The following is a 23,126-nucleotide window of genomic DNA, read 5'->3' on the forward strand; positions in this document are numbered from 1 at the left end:
TGCTTTATGAAGGAGAAGGTATGAGAAAAAAACTGACAAGTTTTCTGCTTGCAGCTGCTTTGGTGGCCTCGGCGATGCCGATGCCACCGGCAGCGGCAAGGGCGGAAGATCCGGCAGTTACAGCCTTAAATGAACAACTGGACGGTCACTTTAAAAAGGGCGATACCATTACCCTCCTGGTTGCCCTGAATGAAGACCAGTCCCACCGGGGGCAGACCAGTGTCCCTGTCGAAAGGCGAACCGAACCGGACCAGATGGCACCACAAATGGCGTATGCCCAGGCAGCCCGGGAAGACCTCTTTGCCCGTTTGGACCGGGCCGGTATTGCCTACAAGGTTCAGGAAACCTATGACATGGCCTTTACCGGGGTTGCCCTGGAAGTCAAGGTGGGCGATGCCCGGAAGGTTGCCGCCCTTGAAGGGGTCAACTGGGTAGAGGCCTCCCTGCTCAGACAGGCGCCGACCCTCAGCCGGCCCCAGATGGCCCAGCGACAGGACCTATCCAGTAATAAGATGGTCGGTGCCGACCAGGCCCAGGCCAACGATTACAATGGCGAAGGGGCCCTGATCGCCGTCATCGACTCCGGCTGTGACCCCAACCATGAAGCCATGAGCCCGGTCAATGCCTCTACGGCCCATTTTAAAAATGCCCAGGAGGTTCAGGCCTGCATTCAAAAGAATAAATTGGCAAACGGGGCCTATTTCAGCTCCAAGATCCCCTTTGGCTACAACTACGCCAACCGGAGCACCGGGATTAAAGAAGACGGGGTAGACATGAGCCACGGCATGCACGTGGCCGGGATTATTGCCGGCAACAGCGACAAGCTCAGGGGGATTGCCCCGGAAGCCCAGCTGGCTATCATGCGGGTCTTCGGTGGGGGCCTCTTTGGGAATGGGACCAATGCCGAACTCTACACCAAGGCCCTGGAAGACGCCATTAAAATGGACGTGGACTCGGTCAACATCAGTATCGGGTCCCCGGCCGGCGCCGAAAGCAATGTGGCCCCGGTCACCACCGAAGCCCTGCAAAATGCCCAACGGATGGGGATTGTGGTCTCCATTGCCGCCGGCAACAACGGCTTTTACGGCAAGGACGCCGGTAAAGACCAGCTCCCCAGCGCCGATAACCCGGACTACGGCCTCCTGGCTGACCCGGCCGTTGCGCCCTATTCTATGGCAGTGGCCTCTGTGCAAAATATGCAGGTGGCCAGTAAGGGCTTGCGGATTGTCAATGACGCCCGCACCCTCCACTACCAGCCCAATGCCGTAGGGAAACTGGCCACCGGCCATATCCCCATCGTCGATGCCGGTTATGGCCACACCGAAGAATTCCCGGCCAAGCCGGCACCGGGGACCTATGCCCTGGTCCAACGGGGATCGGCCGCTCCGAATGAACAGTTCGACTTCAGTGCCAAAATCAACAATGCAGAAAAAGCCGGCTATGCCGGGGTTATCATCTTTGACAATGAAGTCAATGCCCCCCTCTTTATTATCGAGGCCCCGGGCACGAAGATTCCGGCTGTCCTCATCAACAATATGGATGGCCTCTACCTCCAGGAAAAAATCCGCGAGACCGCCGGCAAGGCCCTGGTCTGCTTTGACCAGGACTTCGTCTTTGCCGACCAGCCCGGCGGTGGCGAATTATCCGATTTCTCCAGCTGGGGGATGACCCCGGCCGGGAACCTGAAACCGGATATTTCCGCCCCCGGCGGTGGGATTTTCTCCGCCTACAATGACAGCCAGTACGGCAACATGGATGGGACTTCCATGGCCGCTCCCCACGTAGCCGGCGGCCTGGCCCTGGTCAAGCAACGGGTGGAGAAAGACTTCCCCGATGTGAAGGGGGCAGCCAAGTACCAGTTGGTGAAAAACCTGCTGATGAGTACCGCAGCCCCTCATAAGTCTACAGAAACCAATGCCTACACCTCACCCCGTCAGCAGGGGGCCGGCCTCATGCAGGTGAACCGGGCCCTGGAGGCGGACGCGGTGATTGAAGGGACCGGTGGGGTTAGCTCCATCAATATCGGTACCGACCTCAAGACCAATGACGTGACCGTTCCCTTTACCATCCGTAATTATGGGACCAAGCCGCTGACCTACCGGGTCTACGGGGTCCTCAATACGGACAGCGTCAAGGACGGGAAAATGGTCCTGACCCCCCGCTTCTTAGCGGCCAGTGAGAAGGAAGAGGTGACGGTAGCAGCCGGTGGCCAAGCCCAGCTAACGATTAGCCTGGCTGTGCCTGAAGATATTGACCTGCCGGCGGAAATGGCCAATGGCTACTTCCTGGAAGGCTTTGTCTTTGCCGAAAGCAGCGACCCGTCCCAGCCTAGCCTGGGCGCCCCCTTCGTGGGCTTCCACGGCAGCTATAGGGACCTGAATATCTTAGAACCCTCTATCTATGACCTGGCCGAAACGGCCAAACGCCCCTACTACTATGATATGGGAGAGGAAAAGGATGCCTTTTATACCCATATCGGGGCCAAGATTGGTAACGAAGATGTTGTTTTAGGCCAGCTAGCCGGGTCCAGCAAGGCCAACCCCCGCTTTGACCGGGAAAAAATTGCCTTTTCACCGAATGGTGACGGAGCTGCAGAAAAGGCCTACTTCTACGGGACTTTCCTGCGGAACTTTACCGGTCTTGAGCTGACCGTTCGGGAAGGGGATGCCGATGGTCGGGTCATCCGGCAGATGAAGAACCTCGATGACCGCGGGGTCAAGAACTTTTTCATCCATCCAAATATGGGCTTTATGCCGGCCCAAAATATGACCACCAGCAAAGACCACTGGGCCTGGGACGGGACCGATGGCATGGGTGGGTCCCTGCCCGATGGTCGCTATGACCTGGCGGTTCAAACCTGGGGCGAGGGGATGGACCTGAATGGCCCCGGCCAGACCCTTCACTTCCCCCTGATCCTTGACCGGGTCTACCCCCGGGTGACCAAGGCCGCCTTCAATGCAGACAGGACCCGCTACACCATTAGCGAGGTGGTTGAAGACGGGTCCGGCCTCCGGGATGTCTACATCCAAGTCGGCGACAAGACCTTACTGCCGGAAAAAGACGGCAATGCCTATGTCTTTGACCTGGCCGGGCTGGACCAAGACAAGGCGGAAGTGGTCGTGCGCGACCATGCCTATAACACCGTCAAGATGCCCCTGGATAAGGCCGGCCGGACCGGGAATGAACGGAGCCTGATCGTCAACGGGACCGCCGGCGACAAGGCCCTCCCCCAAGGTGCCTTCAAGTGGCAGGTCCAGACCCCGGACGGGCAGCCGGAAGACACCCAAAACCTCCCTGTGGGCCAGCATATCCTGGTCATCACAGACATTGACGCCCAGTACCGCTTGATTGGCAGCGCGCAGATTCCCTTTGAAATCACAGAGGCGGACCTGCAAAAGACCCTGACCGTTGCCTTTGAAGCGGTCAAAACCAACGATGTCATCATTGATGTGGATAACGCCACCCCGTCGGCAGTCAGCCTGGTCATTGAAGACCTTGACCACGACCGGACCTTCGAGCCCCGGGCCATCAACAGCACCCAGTACCGGATTGGCCTGCCCGAAGGACGCTACCGGATTAGCCTGAACGGCTTGGATGATAAGTACATGGCCCTGGTCCCGGATGGGGAAACATTCGAAGTCCGGGGTAGCCGCGGGGTGACCAAGACCCTGAAAATCAGCGAGAAAAAGGTCAAGACCCTGCCTGTAACCATTAAACGGAAGGGGTATGAAGGTTCCTTTACCTTGAAGATGGTTGGCCAGGACCTGATGAAGACCGAGCAGCGGATTGATTTTGCTGCCGGCGAAAGTGAAAAAGAGGTCCGCTTGAGCTTCGTGCCTTCAGACCTCTCCCTGACCCTGATGGAAGATGGTCACTACACGATCGGTCGACCGACCCAGTGGAAGGCCCTGCCGTCCGCTACCCAGCTGGAAGTGACCCTGAGTCCCATTGAGGGCCTTGCCCCCGGTTATATTGACCGGACCGCCCTCCGCCAGGCCGTTGAAAAGGCCCGGGAAGTGTCGGCCAACCGCCAGGCCTATGAGCCGGATCCCACCCCCTGGAAATACATTGATATGTACCTGCCCATGGCAGAACAAGTGTTGATTAAAGAAGACACAACCCAGGAAGAAGTGGATAAGGTTTGCAAGAACCTCTTAGAGGGGCTCAATAACCTGCGCAAGCTTGGCGCCTCCCACTATGACCTTTCTGGTCTCCAGGCCCTCGTTGACCGCTGTGACAGCCTGACCCCGGCAGACTATACCGCCGACAGCTGGCAAGCCCTGGAAGGGCCCCTGACAGAAGCCAAGGCCATGCTGGCCAAGGGCGACGGTGAAAGAAACCAAGGGGATATCGACTTGTGCAAGGATGCCCTTGAACAAGCCCTCGGTAACCTGGTCCGCCAGGATGGAAAAGCCCTGGCCGATACCTCTGCCTTGGAAGAGGTCGTAGCGGCTTGTGCGGACCTGGATGAATTTGCCTATACCGCCGAGAGCTGGGCCAACCTGCAGAAGGCCCTGGACCGGGCCCAAGACCTTCTGGACCAAGGCTTCCCAGATGCCCAAGCCATGGCAGAGGCTGTTGAAGCCATTACCCGGGCCCGGGAAGGGCTGGTGTCCACAGATGAGGCAGAAAAACCTGTTCAAAAAGAGGCCCTGAAAGCAGCCGTCGAGAGCGGGCAGGCTAGGGTAGAAGGGGATTACACCCCGGAAAGCTGGGAACCCTTTGCCCAGGCCCTGGCAAGAGCGAAAGCCGTCCTAGCCGATGACAAAGCCGACCAGGGGCAGGTGGATGTGGCCTGGGCCCAATTAAAGGCCGCTGCCGACCATCTCCAGGCCAAGTCTGTCGATTCGGACCGGAGCCAGGCCATCCGGGCCCTGACCGACCTTCTGGCCCGGGCAGACCAGTACCGGGAAGAGGGGTATAGCCCGGAGACCTGGCAGCCCTTTGCTGAAAAACGCCAGGCCGCCAAGGCCCTCCTGGCAGACTCTGAGGCCACTAGCGAGGCCCTCGAGGCCATGACTCAAGACCTGGATGGAGCCATCAAGACCCTGGTGCCCCTGGCCGATGAGCCGCCGGCACCGAGTCCGGCTGACCTTTGGGATGCCATGGTCCGTCAGCTGCCGGCTGCCGACCAGGTGACCCTGGCCGATGGGGACCGGGTCAAGGCTGTCCAGGAGGCCTATGACCAACTAGGAGAAGAAGACCGGGCAGCGGTCAAGGAAGAAGCGGCCTTTAAGGCCTGCCAGGCGGCCTACCAGGCCCTGGTCGACCGGCAGGCTGTTGACCGGGTCCTTAAGGCCGTCAGCCAGTTGCCGGCCAGCGATAAAATCACTAAGGCTGACCGTCAGCAGGTGGCCCAAGCCCGGGCAGCCTACCAGGCCCTGACTGCGGCCCAAAAGGCCTTGGTCAGCGATGAGCAGCTGGCCCCCCTGATCCAGGCAGAAAAGGCCCTGAAAGCTCCGGAAGCAGCACCGACGGTTGATAAAAAGGCCCTCAAGCGAGCCCTGGATGCCTACCAAACCATCGATCCTGACCGGTACACCCCGGCCAGCTTTGACCGTTACCTGGATGCCTACCTGGCCGCCAAGGCCGTCTTTAACCGGTCAGATGCCGACCAGGCCGCCGTAGACCGGGCCCTGGCCGACCTGGAGGCCGCCAAGGATAAGCTGGTCCGCCAACGCCTGATCCAATCCGGCGGGTCCGGTGGCGGCGGTGGCACCATCTATGCCCCGCCAAAACCGGCCACCAAACCCCTGGCGCAAGCCAAGACTGAACCGGAAAAGAAAAGGGACCAGACGCCTAGCCAGGCAAGTCGCCCGGCAAAAGTCCAGTCGGCCTTAAAAATGGCCGGCTATCCGGATGGCAGCTTCCGGCCGGATGCGACGATGAGCCGGGCTGAAGTGGCTGCCCTCCTGGCCCGCCTCCTACCGGCCGGCGGCCAGCCCAGCTTTAAGGATGTACCGGCTGACGCCTGGTATGCCCAGGCCGTTGCCAGCCTGCAAGGGGCCCAGCTCCTGGGTGGTTACTCTGACGGGACCTTCCGGGGTGACCGGCAGATGACCCGGGCGGAATTTGTGGCCCTGGTTGCCAAGTGGCAAAAACTGGCCCCGGTCACCGACCAGCAGTTCCAGGACGTACCTGCAACCCATTGGGCAAGCCCCGCCATTGGGGCCGCCGTCAAAGCCGGTTGGATTACCGGTGTAGCTGCCGACCAGTTCGCCCCGGAGGCCCCCCTGACCCGGGCCGAAGCGGTGACGATTCTCAACCGTGTCTTAAAGGTTTCCACCCAAGAGGCCCGGCTGGCTCAACCGGTCTTTACCGATGTCCAGCCCGGCCATTGGGCCTATGCCGAGATCATGTCTGCCCACGCTTAAGAGAAAGGAAAATGAGAAATGAAGCTTAGCAAACAAATCACTGCCCTTACCCTCAGTCTGGCCCTCCTGGCCGCCCCGGCAGCGGCCTTCGCCGACACCGCCTACCAAGTGCCGGTCCAGCTGCACAAGGCAGACGGGTCCGGTAAGACCTCCATGGCCGCTGCGGCCCTGGACCCGACGGCTGAAGCCACTGTTAAGGACAATGGGACCACGGACTACACCATTTTTCTCCGGCCCATTAACCTCCAGGGTCTGACCGGGAATCTGACCAAGCTCTTTGTTTACAAGGGCAGCGATAAGGTGGAAGCCGTTCGCGCCGCCCATACCGGCGAATACAACACCGCCATGTCCTTCTCCCGGGATACTGCCAAAGAAGGGGAGGTCAAGGCGGCTGTCTGGGTAGATGCCATGGACCAACTGGCCGGTGGCACCCCAGGCGCCGGTGAACAGGACGCCATCCTCCACTTTGACTGGGCCCAGGCCAAGGCTGTCCAAGAGACAGCCGCCCCCGGGGCCGGCAAGGTCCAACCCATCGGCCAGGACCCCATCCAGGTCTTTGTCAAGGGGCAAAAGCTCAACTTTGACAGCCAGCCGGTCATCCAAAACGGCCGGACCCTGGTCCCCCTCCGGGCCATCTTCGAGGCCCTGGGCGCTGATGTTCAATGGGACAATGCCACGCGGACAGTGACCGCCAGCAAAGACGGCCACACCATCCAGCTGACCATTGACCGGACCGAGGTTACCGTTGATGGGGCCAAGAAGACCCTGGACGTCCCGGCCTCCATCCAAAACAGCCGGACCCTGGTCCCCCTCCGCTTTATCGGGGAAGCCTTCGGCAACCAGGTCGACTACAGCAAGACCGGGGACATTGCCCTCATTGCCATCCAATAGCCTTGAGCCTTGTCCACCAAGCATAGAAGAAGTCACCCTGTCAAGGGGTGACTTTCTTTTATTTGAAAGATAACAAAAAACAAGGTGCAAAATGAGCGGCTGGGGTATATAGTTAATATGAGTCGCTAAGGCAGTCTGGTTGGCGGCTTATTTGTATGATACATATTGTGGGAGGGTTACTTTGAATATAACGAAACGAACGGGCCATGTAGAGCCTTATCGCCGGGAAAAGATTTCCCGGGTGATTGAGCTGGCCTTTGCCAGTGTGGATAGTCCTCTGAGTAATGAAGACCGGGACGCCATGACCCAGGCCATTGAGGAAGAACTCCTCAAGGAAAAAGGGGCCGGCCAGTCCTTACATGTGGAAGATATTCAAGATTTAGTCGAAAAGACTTTAATTGAACGCAATTATTATAAGGAAGTTAAGAGTTTTATCCTCTACCGGGAGGACCGGAAGCAGAAGCGCCGGGTCCGGAACCGGATTGCAGCAGATTTTGCAGAAATCGAGGGCTTTGAGCAGGCCCTGAAGGAAATCCAACGGGACTTCCCGGACCCGCCCTATGGTCTGGACTACCTGGATATGAAGTTCCGGTCCTTTTATAAAGAGGGGATGACCCTGGCAGACCGGCTCCACTTCCTCACCAAGGCCGCGGTAGAGCTGGCTACCAGTGAGGCCCCCCGCTGGGAGTTTATTGCTGCCCGGATTTACTTCATTGACTTTGACCGCCAGCTGGTCCAACGGATGAAGGGCTTCGGGGTGGACTCCTTTTATGAAAAGCTGGAGTACCTGACAGACCAGGGCCTCTATGGCAGCTACATCCTCCAGCAGTACAGCCGGGAGGAAATTGAAAAGGCCTACAGCTTTATCGATAATAGCCGGAACAAGTACATCAACTACTCCGGTCTGGACCTCCTCATTAAACGGTATGTCATCCGGACCCATAGCGGGGACCCGGTGGAAAGCGTCCAGGAAATGTTCTTAGGGATTGCCCTCCACCTGGCCATGAATGAAGCGCCGGCCGTCCGCCTGGACTGGGTTCGTCGCTTTTACGATATGCTGTCCCAGCTCCAGGTGACCATGGCCACGCCGACCATGGCCAATGCCCGTAAGCCCCACCACCAGCTGTCCAGCTGCTTTATTGATACGGTGCCGGACTCCCTGGACGGGATTTACCGGTCCATTGACAACTTCGCCAAGGTGTCCAAGTTTGGCGGCGGCATGGGCCTTTACTTCGGTAAGGTCCGGGCCCGGGGGTCTTCTATCCGGGGCTTTGAAGGGGCCGCCGGCGGGGTGATCCGCTGGATCCGCCTGGCCAATGACACCGCTGTGGCTGTCGACCAGCTGGGGGTCCGCCAGGGAGCGGTGGCCGTTTACCTGGACGTCTGGCATAAGGACCTGCCTGAGTTCCTCGGTCTCCGGACCAATAACGGGGACGACCGGCTCAAGGCCCACGATGTCTTCCCAGCGGTCTGCTATCCGGATTACTTCTGGCAACAGGCCCGGGACAACATCGAAGGGGACTGGTACCTCATGTGCCCCCATGAAATCCAATCGGTCAAGGGCTATGCCCTGGAAGACTCTTATGGGGACGAGTGGCGGGAAAAATACCTGGACTGCGTAGCAGACCACCGGATTTCCAAGCGGGTCCTGCCCATTAAGGAAATCATCCGCCTGATCATCAAGAGCAGCGTGGAAACCGGGACCCCCTTCGCCTTTAACCGGGATACGGTCAACGCCGCCAACCCCAACAAGCACAAGGGGATGATTTATTGCTCCAACCTTTGTACGGAAATCGCCCAGAATATGAGCGCCATCTCCCTCCAGGACCAACGAATTGAGACCATCGACGGGGAAGACGTGGTGGTGACCGTCACCCGGCCCGGGGAATTTGTCGTCTGTAACCTGGCCAGCCTATCCCTGGGTCATATCAATGTCGACGATGACGCCGCTCTGCGGACCGTCACCGAAAGCGCCGTCCGGGCCTTAGATAATATCATTGACCTCAACTTCTTCCCCCTGCCCTATGCCAAGCTCAATAACCGGAAGTACCGGCCGGTGGGCCTGGGGGTCAGCGGCTACCACCATATGCTGGCCAAGCACCAGATTGCCTGGGAAAGTGAGGCCCACCTGTCCTTCGTGGATGATGTCTTTGAGCGGATCAACTACGCAGCTGTGGCCGCCAGCGCCAAAATCGCCGAAGAAAAAGGGGCCTACAGCTACTTTGAAGGCAGTGACTGGCAGACCGGCGACTACTTTAGCCAGAGGGGCTACACCAGCGACCGCTGGCAGGCCCTGGCGGCCAAGGTCGCCCAAACCGGTATGCGGAATGGCTACCTCATGGCCATTGCGCCCACCTCCAGCACCTCCATTATTGCCGCTACCTCTCCGGGGGTAGACCCGATTATGAACCGGTTTTTCCTGGAAGAGAAAAAAGACGGGCTCATGCCCCGGGTGGCACCGGAATTATCGGAGGCGACTTTCTGGTTTTACAAGAGTGCCCACCTGCTGGACCAGACCTACAGTGTCAAGGCCTCGGGTATTCGCCAGCGGCACATCGACCAGGCCCAGAGCATGAACCTCTACATCACCAATGACTACACCTTCCGTAAGGTCCTGAACCTTTACATATTGGCTTGGGAATGCGGCGTTAAAACCATTTACTATATCCGGTCCAAGAGTCTGGAAGTGGAAGAGTGCGAGGCCTGTTCCTCGTAAGCGCGTGTGTATGATTTAAGGAGGCTCTTATGAGAATCGAAAAACGCCCCATCTTTAATCCGGCCGGGGATACCAATGTGGCCAACCGGCGGATCATCGGGGGCAGCACCACCAATATCAACGACTTCAACAATATGCGGTATGACTGGGTCAGCGGCTGGTACCGCCAGGCCATGAATAACTTCTGGGTGCCGGAGGAAATCAACCTGGCCCAGGACGTCAAGGACTACCCCCACCTGCCGGCGGCAGAACGGCGGGCCTATGACAAGATCCTGTCCTTCCTGATTTTCCTGGACTCGGTCCAGACCTCCAACCTGCCCAATATCACCGCCTACATCACCGCCAATGAGGTCAACCTCTGCCTGTCTATCCAGATTTTCCAGGAAGCCCTCCACAGCCAGAGCTATTCCTATATGCTGGATACCATCTGTGAACCCCAGGAAAGAAACGACATCCTCTACCAGTGGAAGGATGACGAACACCTCCTGCGGCGGAACCAGTTCATCGGGGACATTTACAATGACTTCCAGGAAAACCCCAATGACCTCAACTTCATGCGGGCTGTTATGGGCAACTATATCCTGGAAGGGATTTACTTCTACAGCGGCTTTATGTTCTTCTACAACCTGGGCCGGAATAACCGGATGCCCGGGTCTGTCCAGGAAATCCGCTACATCAACCGGGATGAGAACACCCACCTCTGGCTCTTCCGCAACATCATCAAGGCCCTGCGGGAAGAAGAGCCCCAGCTCTTCACCGAAGAGAAGGAGGCCCTCTACCATGACATGCTCAAGGAGGGCTGTGAACAGGAAATCGCCTGGGGCCAATACGTCATCGGGGATGAGGTGGAAGGCCTGACCGGGGAAATGGTCACCGACTACATCCGTTTCCTGGGCAACCAACGGGCCGACAACCTGGGCCTGCCCCGGCTCTATGAGGGCTATGACGTCGAGCCGCCCTCTATGAGCTGGGTCAGCCAGTACTCCAATGCCAACCTCATTAAAACGGACTTCTTTGAAGCCCGGTCCACGGCCTATGCCAAGTCCTCTGCCCTGGTGGATGACCTATAAGCCGGCAGTTGCCAAGCCCCCTGCGGGGCTTTTTTTATTTGAGCAATCTTATGGTATAATAAAGTGATGGCCACTTGGCTAGTCAGGAAATTTAATAAGTGAAGAGGGATCATTTGAGTAAGAAAACAAAAGTATTATTGGGGCTGGGGATCTTAATCACCGCCCTGTCCATGCGGATGCCGATTACCGCCTCCGGGGCCCTGACGGGGATTGTCCGGGCGGACCTGGGCCTGAGTGGGGCCCAGGCCGGTTTTTTGACCACCCTGGTGGTCCTGGTCTTTGCGGTGGCCTCGCCCTTTATCGGGGGCTTTAGCGACCGCTTTGGCATGAACCGGGTCCTCTTAGTGGGTCTGGCCTTTATCGTGACCGGCCAGCTGGTCCGGGTCAGTGGCGCCTGGCAGATGCTTTTTTTAGGCACCGGGATTTTAGCCCTGGGGATTACAGCGGCAAATGTCCTCATGCCGCCCTTGGTCCGCTATGCCTTCCCCCGGGCGGTAGGCCTCTGGACCAGTGCCTACCTGTCCCTGATGAACTTTGCCAATAGTATTGCAGCGGGCCTAACCCTGCCCTTAGCCAACCGGCCGGGCTGGTCCTGGCGGCCGGCCATGCTGGTCTGGGTCTCCTTTGGCCTAGTGGCCCTGGTTATCTGGCTGCTCTTGGCCAAAAAGCCCATGGCTGCCAGACGGCCTTCAACCGACCTGGCGGCAAGCAAGCAGGGTAAGGGGGGAGGCAGCCTGGCAAAAGAGCCCATTGTTTGGGCCATTATGGCCTTTATGGGCTTCCAGTCGATGATTTTTTATTCCTACATCACCTGGATGCCGACCCTGCTCTTGGACCGGGGGCTCAGCTCTGAACAGGTTGGTCTCCTGGTCTTCCTGTTCCAATTTTTCAGCATTCCTACCTCTTTTGTGACCCCGATGATTGCTGAACGTTTGTCTGACCAGCGTATTTTGGGCATGTTCTCCGGCCTTTTCTATGCCTTTGGCTTTGGGGTGATGTTCTTCTTTCCCCAGGCCTCTATGCCCCTCCTGGTTGCAGTGATGATTTCCATGGGCTTTGGCAGCGGGACTACGATTTCCATCGCGATGCTGCTCTTTAATGTCCGGACCCCGGATGTGTCGACGGCTGCCCGCCTGTCGGGCCTGGCCCAGTCGGCCGGCTACCTAATGGCCGGGGTTGGGCCGGTGGCCATTGGCCGGGCCTATGATAGCTTTGGCGATTGGCGCTGGCCCCTGGCCTTCCTGACCTTTGCCGCCCTGGTGGTGGCCCTCACCGGTTATCTGGGTGGCCGGGACCGGCTGGTGGCCTCTGTCCAGGGGCCGACTGATAAATGAAATGAGGATGATTCATGAAAAACTTTTCTTTGCCGATTAAAATTCTGCTTTTTATTGCCCTAATTGGGGTGAGCTGGTATGTTTGGCTGCCGCCCCTCCACCTCCAGTCCACCCAGTTTTGGATCTATGTCTTTGCTCTGGCTGCCATTGGGGCCCTGTTTTTTGTCGGGGGGACCAGGGTGGTGGAGAAAACCGTTCACTACATGGGCTTTGAACGGACCATCAAGTCCCGGGTGCCCTCTAAGCGGCTCTTCCAGGTTCTCCTGGTGATTGGCATGGGGGTGGCCCTGGTGGTGGTCGTGGGCTTTGTCAGCTCGACCCAGGTTTTCCACGCCGGCAAGTATGCCCATATCCTGGACAAGGAAAACGAAGAATTTACGGAAAAGGTCCAGCAGTTGCCGCCGGACCGGCTGCCGACCGTTGACCGGGATACGGCCATCCGCCTGGGCAACCGGAAGATGGGGGAAGTGGTCGACCTGGTCAGCCAGTTCACCGTCAGCGACCAGTACACCCAGATCAACTACCAGGATGACCCGGTCCGAGTTTCGCCCCTGCGGTATGCCAGCCTGGTCAAGTGGCTGATGAATACCGGGGAGGGGATTCCCTATTATATGCGGGTCAATATGATTGACGGGAAAACCGATCTGGTCAAAAGTGAAAAGCCCCTGCGCTATAGCAAGAGTGAGCACTTTAACCGGCACATTACCCGCCACCTCCGTCTCCAATACCCCTTGAAGCTCTTCTATAACTCCAACTTTGAAGTGGATGAGAAGGGGGTTCCCTACTGGATTACCCCGGTCTATCGGATGAGCGTGGGCCTCTTTGGCGGGCCGGACGTGAAGGAAGTCATCGTGACCAATGCCCAGGACGGGGCATCCAAGCTCTACAAGGTGGAAGATGCTCCCACCTGGATTGACTGTGTCTACGAGGCCCCCCTGATCCTGAACCAAATCAACTGGAACGGAAAGTACCAACGGGGCTTTATCAACTCGATTATCGGTCAAAAGGGGGTCCTGCGGGCCACCGACGGCTATAACTACCTGGCCTTGAAGGATGACGTCTTTTTATACACCGGGATTACCTCCGTCAGTGCCGATGACTCCAACATCGGCTTTGTCCTGGTCAATATGCGGACCAAGGAATGTGTCTTTTACAGCGTGGCCTCGGCAGAAGAATTTTCCGCCATGGGGTCGGCTGAAGGGGCCGTCCAGGAGAAACAGTACAAGGCCACCTTCCCCCTCCTGATCAACATGGGGGACCGGCCGACCTACTTCCTCTCCCTCAAGGACGAGGCCGGGCTCATCAAGATGTACGCCTTTATCGATGCGGAGAACTACCAGCATGTGGTCACCTCCAGCAATGTGGCGGAAGCCTACAAGACCTATGCCAGCCAGCAGAATGTCCAGGTTGATCCCGGGAGTGCCGGTAAGAGTAAGCCGGTGGCCGGCAAGCTGGTAGACATCCAGAGCGTGGTCATTGAAGGCAATAGCGTCTTCTACATGCTCCTGGAAGGGGATAGCACCGTCTACATGGCCCAGGCTACTATTTCAGAACAACTGCCCTTTATCCATCCCGGTGATGAGGTTACCTTGAAGGTAGCCGGCGATGGCCAGGCCCTCCGGGTCACCAGCCTGGAAAGGGGCCTTATCCCTGAAGATGAAACACTTGAAAAGACCGACAAAAAGGTCGATAAAAAGACCGAAGCAGCTGAGCAAAAGGCCGTCAAGGCGGCCTGAAGCTCTGGTATCCATCCAAGTCAACGCCCTGTCGCTTTTTTAGCGGCAGGGCGTTTAATATTGTGGTTGTGTTGGGTAAGTGATACAATAAAGCTAAGAAAATACCTGCTCAACGCCATTTTAAGGAGGAAGCACTATGCTTATCTTAACAACCCCCCTACCGGCCGGTCTTGGCCGGGACGTGACAGAAGTCCTCGGCCCCGTCATCGGTGAAGCCGTTGTCGGGATGCACATCGGTAAGGACATTACCGCCGGTATCCGGGATATTTTCGGTGGCCGGTCAGCCAGCTACGAGAAGGAACTCAAGGGTGCCTATGAGGATGTTTTAGCAGAAATCGAAAAACGGGCTGAAGCCCTGGGGGCCGATGCCGTCATCGGCCTGGACTTTTCCCTGACCACCCTGGGCACCGGGAGCATGCTGGCCGTGGCGGCCTGTGGGACGGCCGTTAAACTCAGCTAGGTGATTTAAGAAGGGAGGCTTACCTTATGGTTCAATTCGATCAAGTAACCAAGCGCTACGGGTCCACCGTGGCCCTGGATCGGCTGTCCCTGGATATCCGTGATGGGGAAATCTTCGGCCTGATCGGCCACAATGGGGCCGGGAAGTCGACGACCATTAAGTGCCTGACCAGTATTATTGCCCCGGACGAGGGCAAGATTACCGTTGGCGGCCTGGACCTGGCCAGCCACCGCAACGAAGTCAAGCAGATGATCGGCTATGTGCCCGATTCGCCGGATATGTTCTTAAAGTCGACCGCCATGGTCTACTGGGCCTTTATCGCCAAGGTCTTCGGCGTCCCGGATGACCTCCGGGACCGGCGGATTGAGGACCTTTGCCGGCTCTTTGAGCTGGGTGAGGCCCGTTACCAGACCATTGAAGGCTTTTCCCATGGGATGCGGCAGAAGGTCTTCGTCATCGGGGCCCTCCTGCCGGAGCCGGCCCTCTGGGTCCTGGACGAGCCCCTAACGGGCCTGGACCCCCAGAGCGCCTACAACTTAAAGGAGATGATGCGCCGGCATACAGCCGAAGGCCATACCGTCCTTTTTTCCACCCACGTCCTGTCGGTGGCTGAAGAGCTCTGCGACCGGATTGGAATCTTACGCCATGGCCGGCTAATCTTTGTCGGCACCATGGATGACCTGCGGGCGGCCCACCCCGGTGACAGCCTGGAGGATATCTACCTCCGCCTGGTGGCTTCTGCAGAAGAAGGGACCGATGCCCCATGACCTTCCGACCGGCCTTATTCAAAGAACTCCTCCGCTTTAACCTGATTTTTACCAATACCGCAGTGACCGATAAGCTCCGACAAAAACATGCCGCCAAGCTCAAAGAGCGGCCCGAGGCCCTGTCCGACCTGATCTTACGCAAGAACTACCTTTGGCCGGGGATTACGGTTTTCCTGATTTATTCCCTGCTCTTTGCAGCGGTGGACTTTGCCGCCCTGCCCATGTACCTGGACTTCCTGGTCCTTATGATGACCCTGGTTCCGATTATGCAGAGCTTTACGGCCTTTTACAACATTTTCTATGAAAGCGCCGATACCACCGCCTATATGCCCCTGCCGGTCTACCCCCAGGAGCTTTTCCTGGCCCGGTTGGCTGTGGTGGGCCTGGCCGGTTGTGCCTTCCTGGCCCCGGTGGTCAGTTTCTTTGCCCTCTTCTTTTGGCGGAATGGCTTTGGCTGGCCGACCCTTATCCTGGGGACAATCCTGTGGTCTCTGGTGGTCTTTTTCGTCTACACCTACCTGAATATCTTCATCCTCCAGCTCTTGGCCAAGACCGCTGCCTTCAGCCGGATGAATAGCCAGGTCCTGACGGTGGTCAATGTCCTGGGCCAGCTGCTGGCGGTAGTGGTCCTGGTCTTTGCCATTTGGACGGTCCAGGGGGTCATCGACATCGGGGCAAACGGTCTGGTATCCTCACCGGGCCCCCTGTCCGGCCTCATCCTGTCCCGTTGGCACTGGCCGGTCCTTATTGGCATTTTGCTGGTCTTTGCCGGCCTGGCGGTCCTGGTTTACCGGCGACTGGCGGTCCACTACTACGATACGGTTTTCACCGTTGAAACAGCCCGGCATGGGAAAAAGCAGGCTGTCCGGTCAGACAGGGCCCGACAGGCAGCCGACGGGAGCCTGCGGAAGATCCTCTGGCAGTACAACTGGCGCCGGCTGGATGACGTGACCCTCGTCAGCCAAACCCTCCTGTCACCAATCCTCCTACCAGCCTGTCTGATTCTCCCCCAGGTCTTCCTGGGTAACCAGCTGTCGGCCGCCTTTTATGAGGACCCCCTCATGGGGATTTTAGCCGGCCTCCTCTTCGGCCTTGGCATGGCCCTGGTCACCAATGCCATGGGAGTACCCCTGGCGGGGAACATCGTTTCCATGGACCGGGGAGACTTCAGCTATATCTGCACCCTGCCCCTGGATATGGGAACCTATATCCGGGAAAAATGGCTCTTCGCCACGGTTATTTCCGGCCTCTTGGCCTCCCTGGCCATTATCCTGGGTGGCCTGGCCTTAAAGCTATGGCTGGGCATCCTGCCGGCCCTCCTGGTCTACTGGCTCCTCCATGCCATCATATCGGCCAATTGGATCATCTTCGACCTGCGCAACCTCCACCTGACCTGGCAGAGTGCTACAGACCTCCTGAACCGGGTCCCCCGGGCCCTGATGGCCCTCGGTATCTTCCTGGGTATGGGCCTGGTGTCGGCGGTGGTCATTGGCCTGGGGGCCCTGGCCTTCTTTAAGGGGCCCCTCCTGGGCCTGGTCCTGACCCTGGCCTTTATCACCCTCCTGGTCCTGGGCCTGGCGCTGATGGCCCGGGTGCGGCGGCAGGCGGTTCGGTTTTAGAAAGGACGATTATGGGACTAACGACTTTGTGCTATCTCAAGTATGAGGATGATGTTCTCATGCTCTACCGGAATAAAAAAGACCATGATGTCAACCGGGGCAAGTGGATCGGGGTCGGGGGGAAGTTCCTCCCCGGCGAAAGCCCCGATGAGTGTGCCCGGCGGGAAATCCGGGAAGAAACCGGCCTGGTACCGGAGACCCTGGCCTACCGGGGCATCGTCACCTTCTGCTATGATGAGGCCCCGCCCGAGTATATGCACGTCTACCTGGGGACGGTCGACAGCCGGGACCTGACCCCCTGTGATGAGGGGACCCTCCGTTGGGTGCCCGAAGAGGAGGTCCCGGCCCTGGCCCTCTGGCCCGGCGACCGGCTCTTTCTGCCCCTGGCCCTGGATGAAGAGGGGCCGGCCTTTTCCATGAAACTGGTCTATAAGGATGATATCCTGGTCCAGGCGGCCTTAAATGGCGAGCCGATGAAGGTATCGGTGGTCCAGAGCCTCTTTCAGTAAAAAAGCCCGATGGCTGTTGAACTTTTCAACAGCCATCGGGCTTTTCTTATTGGTCCTTGTTTTTTAAGGCAGCGGCCCAGGCATCGGCGAAGGCATTGGCGCCAATGTCTTTTTCCTTGGCTTGTTTTTTCTGGTAGGCGGCCACGTCCCGGCGGGTGGACTTTTGCCCGCCCTTGTGCCTGTCGTTAAAGCGGTCAAACCGGTCCCGGAAGCCGCAGCTGTTGCAGGCGTAGAGTTTGTGGCCGTCTTTTTGAATGATGACCAGGGGCTTGCGGCACTGGGGACACCGGGCCCCGGTTTTTTGGCTGACGGTTTCCCGGTAGCCGCAGGCCGGGTCCGGGCAGACCCGGAGCTTGCCCCGTTTGCCCTCTACAGCTAAGAGGAGCTTGCCACAGTCCGGACAGGGGGTGGCGGTTTCATTGTCGTGCTTGAAGATGGCCTCGCTCTTTTTGACGGCCTGGACTAAGTCGCTGGCGAAGTGGCGCATATCGGCATCAAAGGCGGCCGGGTCTTCCTGGCCCTTGGCGATGGCGGCCAGGCGTTCTTCCCACTGGGCGGTCAGGAGGGGGGACCGGAGGTCGGCCGGGACTAGGTCAATGAGCTGGCGGCCCTTGGCGGTGGGCAGGATGCTCTTGCCTTCTTTCGTGATATAGAAGTTCTTGAAGAGCTTCTCAATGATGTCTGCCCGGGTGGCCGGGGTTCCGATGCCGCCGCTTTCCTTGAGGATCTTATTGGCATGGGCATCGTCCACGAAGGCCTGGGGGTTTTCCATGGCGGCCAGGAGGGTCCCCTCGCTAAAGCGGTGGGGGGGCCGGGTCCGACGTTCGTTCTTGCTGGAGGTCAGGCCCTTTAGGGCCTGGCCCTTGGCCAGCCGGGGAAGGGCTTGGACCGGGGCCTCGTCTTCGTCGCTTTCCACGGTGGCCGCTTCGGCCTGGGCCACCGCCCGCCAGCCGGCGTTGAGGGTGACTTCGCCCTTGGCGGTAAAGCGTTCGCCGGCGACCTCTGCTTCAAAGCTGGTGTCCTGGACTTCAGCCGGGCCCAGGAAGGCCCCTAAAAAGCGTTCGACGATGAGCTTGTAGATAAAGTGTTCATGCTGGTTGAGGTCTGCCGACCCGGGCCGGACTTCTGTAGGCAGGAGGGCGTGGTGGTTGCTGACCTTGGCATTGTTGTAAAAGCCGGCCGGGAGCTGGGCCTTTTGGCTGATAATTTCCTTGACGACAGCCCCGTAGGGGCCGCTCCGTAAGGCGGCCAGGCGGTCGGGCATGCTGGCGGCTAGGTCCTCGGTCAGGTGACGGCTGTCGGTCCGGGGGTAGGTGACCAGCTTGTGGACCTCGTAGAGCCGTTGGAGGTGGTGGAGGGTGTCCTTGGGGCTCATGCCCTGGCGGGCATTGGCGTCCCGTTGGAGGGTGGTCAGGTCATAGAGGAGGGGCGGGTTGACCTTCCGCTTTTTCTCCTTTATGCCGGTAATCCGGCCGGTCTGGTCCCGGAGTTTATTGATGAGGGCCTGGGCGGCGTCTTCACTGTAAATCCGATTGCCGTCCTTGCCCTGCCACTCCCAGCGGACGCCGGCGCCGTTGGCGGTAATGACGTAGTAGGGGGTAGCCTTAAAGCGGGCAATGGCCTCTTCCCGGGCCACAATCATGGCCAGGGTGGGGGTTTGGACCCGGCCGGCGGAGAGTTGGGCGTTAAAGCGGGTGGTCAGGGCCCGGGTGATGTTTAGGCCCACCAGCCAGTCGGCTTCGGCCCGGGCCAGGGCAGAGGCGGCCAGGTTATCATACTTGGCCGCCGGTTGGAGCTGGGCCATGCCGTCTCGGATGGCCTTGTCGGTTTGGGCGGAAATCCAGAGCCGGTACATGGGCTTTTTGGCCCCGGACTTGTCAATAATCCAGCGGGCGACCAACTCCCCTTCCCGGCCGGCATCGGTGGCGATGATGATCTTATCGACATCCTTGCGCAGGAGCTGCTTTTTAACGGTGGAAAACTGCTTGCGGGCGCCGGGCAGGATGACCGTTTTCATTTTTTCGGGCATCATGGGCAGGGTATTGAGCCGCCACTTGCTGTATTTTTCATCGTACTTTTCCGGGTCAGCCAGGCCGACCAGGTGGCCCAGGGCCCAGGTGATGATATACTTGTCGCCTTCGATATAGCCTTCCCGGCGGTTTTTAGCGCCCAGGTGGCGGGCCAGGTCCCGGCCGACAGAGGGCTTTTCAGCGAGTATCAGGGTTTTGGACAAGGGACTTCCTCCTCAATAAAAGATGCACCGCTCTAATCGGCTGGGCCGACCGGATGGTGCATGGATGGACAGGCTTATGCTATGATAGGGCTACCGGTCCCGGTTGGCCTTGCCGCTGACGGCTTCAATATCAAAGCGGACAATGGCCGTCCGGGGCAGGCTGCCGGCGATGACTTCGTCCCGCCGGGCTTCACCGGCGGCCAGCTGGTCGCAAAGGGCGGTAATGGCCATGAGCCGTTCGTCCTCGTCTTCAACGACCCGGACCGTCCCTTCCAGCATGAGGGCGTCATAGTTGGTCACAAAAAATTCCGGCATGACGGATTCATTTAAGACCACCGTAAAGTGGGCCCGGTTATGGGCCCGGATGGCGTCAATTTTCCGGCCGCTTTTGGCAGCATGGAAGTAGAGGGCCTGGCGGCCGGCGACATAGACATAGTTCAGGGGGACCCCGTAGGGCCGGCCCTGGGCATCGATTAGAGATAGGATGCCGTAACTGGCGGTCGGTAGCCGCTCAAAGACCCTTGCTTCCGTATATTTAATCCGATGGTACTTAGCCATAGGCACCTCCGTGTGGATGAGGAGAGATAGAATGATTACATTTATTTACGCATTAGCCCTTATTTTTTGGCTGGTCGCCCTGGTGATGATGGGGCGGGTGGCCTATCAGTTGATTCAAATTTTTCGCCGGCGCCGCCGGGGCTAGGGACAGCGGATGAGGTCCTTTAAGAGGGCCTGGACCTGGCTATAGGCCGCCTCCCGGGTGCTTTCCTGGAGGTCTTCATAGACCTTGAGGGCCCGGTCTAGGTCGTGGTCTTCCCGGTCCCCGCGGAGGTCTTCCATGACCTGCTGGTTGAAGAAGGTATCCGTATAGGTCCCGATGGCCTTCTGGAGCCGGGTTAAGAGCCGGTAGCGTTGGGCGGTGCCATAGTGGGCCATGCAGGCCATCCGTTCGTAGAGGTAGCGGTGGTGCTTGACCTCTACCCGGAAGCGGTGGATTTTTTGGGGATCCTGGACATCGGCCAGCTTTTTGGCCTTTTTCTGGACCTGTTTAAAGCGCTTGGGCATGGTCTTTTCGGCGACCACTGAAAAGATGCGGTTGTCTTCAATGGTGGCCAGGGCCTCCATGGCGCTGGCGTAGGCCTCGGCATAGTCCCGGTCGCTATCGGCCTGGGAAAAGTGCATGTCCAGGGCCAGGGCCTCGGCGTTTCGCTCTGCTTGAACGGAGGCGACGGCCGGGGCCAGTTCCCAGCGTTTGGCCTCATGGATGGAGGCCAGGACGACATCCAGTTCCCGGAGGTGGTTGAGCTCTTTTAAGAGCTTACTGTAGGCCTTTTGGGCCTTGCGGTAGCTGGTCTTGTCGGTAAAGGGCTTGGCAAAGGCCAGGTAGCTCTTTTGCCGGCGGAGGGCCACCCGGAGGTCGTGGACTGCCTCTTCACTTTCGATATCGGTGAGCACGCGATCCTTTTCTTTTAGGATTTCCTTTTGGTTGTCCAGTAAAATGGACTGGAGGGCCACCGGCAGGGGGAGGTCGACGGGGCTCAAGCGGCTTAATTCGTTGAGCCGCATGGTGGTCATCCGGACGGCGTTATAGGGGTCTTCAGCGTCCAGTAAGAGGACCGCTGACTCCCCTTTTTTGAAGTGGTCCCGCCGCCGGGCCAGGTCTTCCAGCCAGGTGGACAGGTGGGGCTCATGGCCGATGATGACCAGGGTCGTTTCCTGGTCCACTGTTTTCAGGGCCTGGACCAGGGCCGCTTCATCGCCGCTGGCGATGAAGTCATAGACCTCCAGAGCCTGGCCCGGCATATAGCGGATCAGGACCTCTGCCGTTTCCCGGCTCCGTACCAAGGGCGAATGCCAAATCCGGCACTTGTCTGTATGCCGTAAATATCGGGCCAAATAAGGTAGGTCTTCATTTAAAGCCAGGCGACCCTCTAAGCTCAAGGGCCGGTCCGCATCGGATGCGGCTTCCTGGACACTAACGGCCTTACCGTGGCGCATGAATATTAAACGCATTATGACTCCTTTCAAAAGGGGCGGTATGTTAGTTAAAATATACCCTTATTGACGGTTTTTTTCAAGTTAGGAAGGATGATATCCATGGACTATATATCTTGTTGCGAGGCCTTGTTTGACTTTATTGACCGGACGCCGACTGCCCGGCCGGTCCAGGCCGTTGCCGAGGACCTGGTGGCGGCCGGTTTTGACGAAGTGACCGCCGGGCCCCTGGACCAGACCGCCCGGGGCTTTACCCGGGCCGGTGGTTTTCTCTGCGCCTGGCGCCGGGGGCAGGCGGACGGTTTCCGCCTGGTCAGCTCCCATAGCGATGCCCCGGCCCTGCGGCTCAAAGACCGGGCTGACCTGGGTACAGACCCGGTCCACCGGCTCAATGTGGCCCCTTATGGGGGTGCCATCTGGTCTTCCTGGATGGATCGGCCCCTCCGGGTGGCCGGAGAGGTCTACCTGGCCGGCGAGGACCCCTTTAAGCCAGACCGCCGCCTGGTGGACTCCGGCCGGGCGGTCTGTACCACGGCTAACTTATGTATCCATATGAATGGTGAGCTCCGGACCGGTTATACCTTTAAGCTGCAAAAGGACCTCCAGCCTCTTGTCACCGGCAGTGGGGCGGAGGGCTTTGTGGCAGACTTCCTGACCGGCTGGGGTTTGGACCCGGCCCAGGTCCTGGGCTATGAGCTGGACCTCCTGCCGGCGGAACGGGGGACCTTTGTCAGTCCGGATAAGCGCCTGATGAGTGTTCCCCGACTGGATAACGGGGCCATGGTCTACGCCTCCCTCCAGGCCTTCCTGGCTGCCGGAGCAGGGGCCCAGACCCAGGTCCTGGTCATCTTTGACCATGAAGAAGTCGGAAGCGGGTCAGCGACCGGGGCGGCCGCCCTCCGCCTGCGGGATATCCTGGAGGACCTCCACCAGGCCTTTGATACCCCCTGGCGGGATGCCCTGGCCGCCTCCTTTATGGTATCGGCCGACCAGGCCCATGGCAACCACCCCAATTACCCGGAAAAAATGGATCCCGGCAATGCCCCGGCCCTCAATGGGGGCCCGGTCGTCAAGTGTGCGGCCAACCAAAGCTACGCCACCGATGGGGCCACGGCAGTGGTCTTTGAAAACCTCTGCCGGCAGGCCGGGGTCCCGGTCCAGCGCTTTTACCTCCATTCCGACCTCCGGGGCGGGGCGACCCTGGGCCCGATCTTAGCCCAGAGCCTGCCCATGCCGGTGGTGGATGTGGGCAATGCCCTCCTGGCCATGCATGCCCCCAGGGAAGTGGGCGGCTGCCAGGACCAGGTCTGGATGCAGGACGCTTTACAGGCTTTTTATGAAAGCTAGGCTGGCCGAAGGCCATCAGGCGTATAAAAGCTGGAGCCAGCTGGGTATAATATATAAAAAGCATGAATAAGGAGG

Annotated in this window: 14 protein-coding genes; 11 read left to right on the forward strand and 3 right to left on the reverse strand. The window is 58.9% G+C overall.

Annotation, left to right across the window (positions count from 1 at the left end; translation table 11 throughout):
• Positions 1-20: 20 nt before the first annotated feature.
• From ACKQTC_RS00280 to ACKQTC_RS00325, 10 genes are all read left to right on the forward strand, one after another.
• Positions 21-6,374 carry a S8 family serine peptidase gene (locus tag ACKQTC_RS00280; protein WP_408976453.1) on the forward strand — a complete coding sequence of 2,118 codons (6,354 nt, stop codon included), beginning with the start codon at positions 21-23 and terminating at the stop codon, positions 6,372-6,374.
• Between the two features lie 18 nt (positions 6,375-6,392).
• Positions 6,393-7,265, forward strand: coding sequence for a copper amine oxidase N-terminal domain-containing protein (locus tag ACKQTC_RS00285; RefSeq protein ID WP_408976454.1), 873 nt, complete (start codon positions 6,393-6,395; stop codon positions 7,263-7,265).
• 181 nt (positions 7,266-7,446) lie between these two features.
• Entirely contained in the window at positions 7,447-9,981 is a 2,535-nt protein-coding gene (locus ACKQTC_RS00290) for a ribonucleoside-diphosphate reductase subunit alpha (protein ID WP_408976455.1), read from the forward strand.
• A 29-nt stretch (positions 9,982-10,010) separates the two neighbouring features.
• Complete coding sequence (locus tag ACKQTC_RS00295; RefSeq protein WP_408976456.1) at positions 10,011-11,051, forward strand: ribonucleotide-diphosphate reductase subunit beta; 1,041 nt, start codon at positions 10,011-10,013, stop codon at positions 11,049-11,051.
• Between the two features lie 113 nt (positions 11,052-11,164).
• A complete protein-coding gene (locus ACKQTC_RS00300) occupies positions 11,165-12,385 on the forward strand; it encodes a CynX/NimT family MFS transporter (RefSeq protein WP_408976457.1) in 1,221 nt (406 codons plus the stop codon).
• A 14-nt stretch (positions 12,386-12,399) separates the two neighbouring features.
• The gene (locus ACKQTC_RS00305) at positions 12,400-14,121 is read left to right on the forward strand and encodes a hypothetical protein (RefSeq protein ID WP_408976458.1); all 1,722 of its coding nucleotides are present in this window, start codon (positions 12,400-12,402) and stop codon (positions 14,119-14,121) included.
• Positions 14,122-14,257: 136 nt separating this feature from the next.
• Positions 14,258-14,581 (forward strand): YbjQ family protein, encoded by a 324-nt coding sequence (locus ACKQTC_RS00310; RefSeq protein ID WP_408976459.1) that lies wholly within the window; start codon positions 14,258-14,260, stop codon positions 14,579-14,581.
• Positions 14,582-14,607: 26 nt separating this feature from the next.
• Positions 14,608-15,348, forward strand: coding sequence for an ABC transporter ATP-binding protein (locus ACKQTC_RS00315; protein WP_408976460.1), 741 nt, complete (start codon positions 14,608-14,610; stop codon positions 15,346-15,348).
• Positions 15,345-16,967: an ABC transporter ATP-binding protein gene (locus tag ACKQTC_RS00320; RefSeq protein ID WP_408976461.1), complete on the forward strand. Its 1,623-nt coding sequence runs from the start codon at positions 15,345-15,347 to the stop codon at positions 16,965-16,967. Before ACKQTC_RS00315 ends, ACKQTC_RS00320 begins: the two co-directional genes overlap by 4 nt.
• An 11-nt stretch (positions 16,968-16,978) precedes the next feature.
• The gene (locus ACKQTC_RS00325) at positions 16,979-17,476 is read left to right on the forward strand and encodes an NUDIX hydrolase (protein WP_408976462.1); all 498 of its coding nucleotides are present in this window, start codon (positions 16,979-16,981) and stop codon (positions 17,474-17,476) included.
• A gap of 46 nt (positions 17,477-17,522) precedes the next feature.
• Here the strand turns inward: ACKQTC_RS00325 and ACKQTC_RS00330 are convergent, their stop codons facing one another.
• The 3 genes from ACKQTC_RS00330 to ACKQTC_RS00340 all read right to left on the reverse strand — a co-directional run bounded on the left by ACKQTC_RS00330 (position 17,523) and on the right by ACKQTC_RS00340 (position 21,722).
• The gene (locus ACKQTC_RS00330; RefSeq protein ID WP_408976463.1) at positions 17,523-19,709 is read right to left on the reverse strand and encodes a DNA topoisomerase III; all 2,187 of its coding nucleotides are present in this window, start codon (positions 19,707-19,709) and stop codon (positions 17,523-17,525) included.
• A gap of 90 nt (positions 19,710-19,799) precedes the next feature.
• Positions 19,800-20,267, reverse strand: coding sequence for a pyridoxamine 5'-phosphate oxidase family protein (locus ACKQTC_RS00335; RefSeq protein WP_408976464.1), 468 nt, complete (start codon positions 20,265-20,267; stop codon positions 19,800-19,802).
• A 141-nt stretch (positions 20,268-20,408) separates the two neighbouring features.
• Complete coding sequence (locus ACKQTC_RS00340; protein ID WP_408976465.1) at positions 20,409-21,722, reverse strand: CHAD domain-containing protein; 1,314 nt, start codon at positions 21,720-21,722, stop codon at positions 20,409-20,411.
• 84 nt (positions 21,723-21,806) lie between these two features.
• Here ACKQTC_RS00340 and ACKQTC_RS00345 point away from each other — a divergent pair, with 84 nt between their 5' ends.
• Entirely contained in the window at positions 21,807-23,051 is a 1,245-nt protein-coding gene (locus ACKQTC_RS00345) for a M18 family aminopeptidase (protein ID WP_408976466.1), read from the forward strand.
• The last annotated feature ends 75 nt before the right edge of the window (positions 23,052-23,126 follow it).

The sequence above is a fragment of the Peptococcus simiae genome (genome assembly GCF_046097595.1).
Taxonomy (GTDB): domain Bacteria; phylum Bacillota; class Peptococcia; order Peptococcales; family Peptococcaceae; genus Peptococcus; species Peptococcus simiae.